Below are 3,976 nucleotides of genomic sequence, written 5' to 3' on the forward strand. Positions count from 1 at the left end.
GCCCACCCACACCCCCATGCTGGAGAACATCCGCGCCGACTCCTCCGCCGCTCGCGCGCGTCGGTCGACATCGGCATCGATCTCCGCTTGCAATGCCAAGGCGTGAGCCCGTGCCAGCGGGTTCGTGCCGCGGGCGGTAAGAGACAGCGATTCGATGAGAAGCTCGCCGGCGCGGTCGTGCGCTCCCACTCTGTGCTGCATCCGAGCCGCGGTGTTGAGCATGCCGGCCAGCCCCAATTCATCGGCGCTCGCGCGGAAAGCTTCCAGCCCCTCTTCGGAATCCTCAACAGCGCCGACGGTGTCACCGAGAGCGAATCGCGTCGACGCCCGCTCCCGCAAGACATACCCGAGACCGGTAGTGCTTCGAACTCGCCCGTAGAGCTCAGCAGCCTTGCTCAGCCGCTTCAAGCCGTCGTCGAAGCGACCCAGCATCAAGGCGTTGTAAGCCAGGGCTCGCTCTATGTTTCCTTGCCCCAACTCATCCCCATGCTCGAGGTACGCGATCGCCGCTTCCTCATAGTCTGCATCTGCCTCGCCGAACCGATTCGACCATGCCAACAGATGTCCCCGCTCCAACAGGTAGTTGGCGCGCGTATGCGGCGTCATGTCACCGTCGAGGGCGTGCTCGATCGCCTCGAGTGCTCGGGCTATCTCGCCCCGATGTCGATGGACGACAGCCAGTTGTTTCCAAGCTCGTCGGGCCGCGCGCAGCTCACCCGTCTGCTCGGACAACTCCAGAGCGTGCCGCAGCAACGGATACGGATCCTTCGAATAACCACTACCGCAATGCGCCTCCGCCAGTGCCACAAGCGCCCACGCTTGGCCAGCCCAGTCCCCGTGACCGGCGAACACCTCGGCAGCATGCTCGAGGCAGACGGCCGCATCACGGGGGCGATCGAACTGAACGAGGCCCATGCCCTTTTCCAGCTGCAGGTGGGCTACGACCTTCTGGTCATCTCTCAACTGCGGGATGACACTGTCGACGGTGTCGCACAGGCTGTCGAGGTCATCAACCAAGCGGAATGCCTTTGCGCGCAGTGCCATCATCCAGGCGTAGGCATCATTGGAGGTCCAAGATTCCAGAAGCGGCGCAGCTTGTGCGGTCTCCGCGAGGATCTCCGACGGTTCTGCCTCGGATCGCCGGTCGAGATGGTTCAGCCAGATCTGGACATCGCGCAGCTGTCGCGGGGATGGTTGATCGTCAAGCGACACGGATGTGTGTGAGTCACTTCGCCGTGCAGGTCGGCCGTGGCCCGGAAACCTGTGCCGTCTGCCGTACCGGAAATGGACCAACCCGCGTTCGCGATCCTGCGAACCTCGTTGACGACGATCGTCGTATAGCCGGCGGATTCGAAGTAGGCCCGCACGATAGCCGTGATGCCTGCCGCATCGACATCCTTGGCCTGCCGGGACCACCCGCGCCGAACCAGATCAGCAGCGATCCCCTTCAGAACGTCGAAGGTGACGCCGGCCGCCACCGCCCCGCCGATCCACGCCATGACCTCAGTCGAGACCCCCAGTGTCCCGGGTTCCGGTTCGTGGCCGTCAGCAACCGTGGGCGCTACCAGACCGTTGACCACGATCGACGAACGATCACGGAGTCCAACGATGTACACAATTCCTCCCGGATCCAACAGCCGCACGGCTGGTTGGGATACCGCCTGATCCGGACTTCGGCGGTTCCAGATCTGTTGAACCGTTCTCCGGAGACGGTCGGATACCAACTGGAGCGTAGTTCGTAGTTCGCCGTCGACGGGACCCCAATGCGTCACCGGAGGTTGGGCCGGTTGGGGCGACACCCGCGTCGGCGACCACCGCGTGGTAGCGGGAGATCCCTGACTGGCTCTGATCATCTTCACGGTCACCTCGGGCACCGTTGATATGTCACCGTCCAGTGACGTACTATGTCACTGGACGGTGACTTAGAGTGCGGGAGTCGAAATGACCGGGGCGCGAAGCCGTAACAGGCAGGCAGCCGAGCAGGATCTACTGACCGCGGTGGGCCGGGTCCTGGCACGCGACGGCTTCGCCGCTCTCGGAATCAACTCGGTCGCTCGCGAAGCGGGCCTCGACAAGGTGTTGATCTACCGATACTTCGCCGGCATGGACGGGCTCCTACGAGCATTCGCCGAGAGCACGGCGTTCTGGCCGAGCCTCGACGAGATCATGGGCGAGGGCGAGACCGATCTTCGGATGCTGCCGGTCGCGGATCGTTGGGCGAACGGCCTGGTGCGGTACGCACACACCCTCCGGCGGCGCCCCCTCACCCGCGAGGTGCTGGCGTGGGAGCAGGTGGAGAAGAACGAGCTCACCGAGATCCTTCGCCGGCGGCGCGAGAAATGGTTCGACGACCTTCTCCGGTCGTTCGACGACGACACCGCCGACCGCGTCGATCGGATCTCCACCGCGCTGGTGATCGCCGGTTCGATCCACTATCTGATCGCCCGCAGCCGACTGCATCCCGACTTCAACGGCCTCGACATCGACACCGACGACGGGTGGTCGCATATCGAGCACATCATCCACACGATGGCCCACCGAACCATCAGCTGACGGCTCGCAATCGCGCAACCGGCAGCGCCCCACCCGGAGGAGCGCACATGTCCACGTCCATCTACCGGATCGGCGACGTTCGCGAACGCCCGCTGTCCGGCCGCCCCGATGATCCGCCGATCGTGACGGCACTTCGCTACGGTGTGACCGCACCGAGCGCCCACAACACCCAGCCGTGGCGGATCGAGCTGATCTCCGACACGCAGGCCCGCGTATTCGTCGACCCGGGCCGAACGCTCCCGCATGTGGATCCTCCCGGCCGGCAATTGCTCATCGGTCACGGAACCCTCATCGAGATGACCTCGATCGCCGCCACCGGCCTCGGGTTCCGCCCGGAGATCGACATGCTGCCCGACGGTGAGATTGCGCCGACCGACATCGGAACGATGCCGACCGCCACGATCCGGCTGACAGCCGACCCCGACATCACGGCCGATCCGCTGTTCTCCCGAATCCTCCACCGACGCAGCAGCCGCCTGGCCCATCTCGGCCCGCCGCTGACACCGGAACAACGAGCAGACATCGAACAGCACGCCCGCATCCCGGGCGTCGATGTCGGTTGGATCCCCCGGGACATCCTGCCGGACGTCCTGCGTATCGCCGCCGATGCCATGGCCGTCGAGGCCGAAGACCGTGACCTCTACGACGAGACGCGCCTGTGGTTTCGCTTCTCCGACCGCGAGATCGCCGAGAGCGGAGACGGACTCCACATGGACACCGCGGGCCTGAGCGGTCCGGCGCTTCTGCTCGGACGCATGTTCACCAGGAACGGCAACTGGCACAAGGCCTACAACCGGAACCCCTACCTGTCCGGGTTCCGCCAGGCGGTCGGCACCACCACGGACCTGTTGACGGTGTCCATGGCGTCGAACACCATGTCCGACTGGATCATCGCTGGACGCGGCTACGTTCGTGCCGACCTGGCCGCGGACGCCCTCGGCCTCCGTGTTCATCCGATCAGCCAAGCGCTCCAAGAGTTCCCGCAGATGGACAAGCTGCGTACCGAGCTCGAGCAACTCACCGGAACGGCCGCCCCCGCCAAGATGCAGATGCTCGTGCGCGTCGGACGGACCAGTCCGCCGGGGCTGTCGCCCCGCCGCGATCTGCGCGAGATCATCGACCGAGGCTAGGCGCGATTCGGCCCCGCCGATCTGTGGCCGACCACTGTGAGACGACCGGACACGGCCGAGTGCGCGCTGTCATCGCCGACCCCGGGCACCGCCGGTCGCGCCACAGGTTCCCGTCCGGGCAGGCGAACACAAAAGGTTCAAACCCGCTCGTATGTCTACGAGCTTGGGTTTGAGCCTGTGTACAGGGTGGAGCTAAGGGGATTCGAACCCTGACCCCCACACTGCCCGGGTGAATACAGGCGTACTCGGGTGTCTCCCGCGTCGCTTGGTGTCGCGTCTGCCAGCGGGTTTAC

General features: G+C 65.2%; 4 protein-coding genes. 2 read left to right on the top strand and 2 right to left on the bottom strand.

Annotated elements, in window-relative coordinates:
* Positions 1–1,212: tetratricopeptide repeat protein (locus tag MB1_RS24700; protein WP_157084403.1), on the bottom strand; the 1,212-nt coding region annotated here is incomplete at its 3' end.
* The gene (locus MB1_RS24705; protein ID WP_157084405.1) at positions 1,155–1,616 is read right to left on the bottom strand and encodes a hypothetical protein; all 462 of its coding nucleotides are present in this window, start codon (positions 1,614–1,616) and stop codon (positions 1,155–1,157) included. The genes MB1_RS24705 and MB1_RS24700, both read right to left, overlap by 58 nt.
* Positions 1,617–1,941: 325 nt before the next feature.
* Here MB1_RS24705 and MB1_RS24710 point away from each other — a divergent pair, with 325 nt between their 5' ends.
* Complete coding sequence (locus tag MB1_RS24710; RefSeq protein ID WP_084352661.1) at positions 1,942–2,553, top strand: TetR/AcrR family transcriptional regulator; 612 nt, start codon at positions 1,942–1,944, stop codon at positions 2,551–2,553.
* 47 nt (positions 2,554–2,600) lie between these two features.
* On the top strand, positions 2,601–3,683 hold the full coding sequence (locus MB1_RS24715; protein WP_066913757.1) for an Acg family FMN-binding oxidoreductase: 1,083 nt from the start codon (positions 2,601–2,603) through the stop codon (positions 3,681–3,683).
* The last annotated feature ends 293 nt before the right edge of the window (positions 3,684–3,976 follow it).

The sequence above is a fragment of the Millisia brevis NBRC 105863 genome (assembly GCF_001552615.1).
Taxonomy (GTDB): Bacteria; Actinomycetota; Actinomycetes; order Mycobacteriales; family Mycobacteriaceae; genus Millisia; species Millisia brevis.

What these genes read in the sequence shown, in the direction of transcription:
- MB1_RS24710 (WP_084352661.1), top strand. Translation starts at nt 1,942, where the DNA reads ATGACCGGGGCGCGAAGCCGTAACAGGCAGGCAGCCGAGCAGGATCTA.
- MB1_RS24715 (WP_066913757.1), top strand. Translation starts at nt 2,601, where the DNA reads ATGTCCACGTCCATCTACCGGATCGGCGACGTTCGCGAACGCCCGCTG.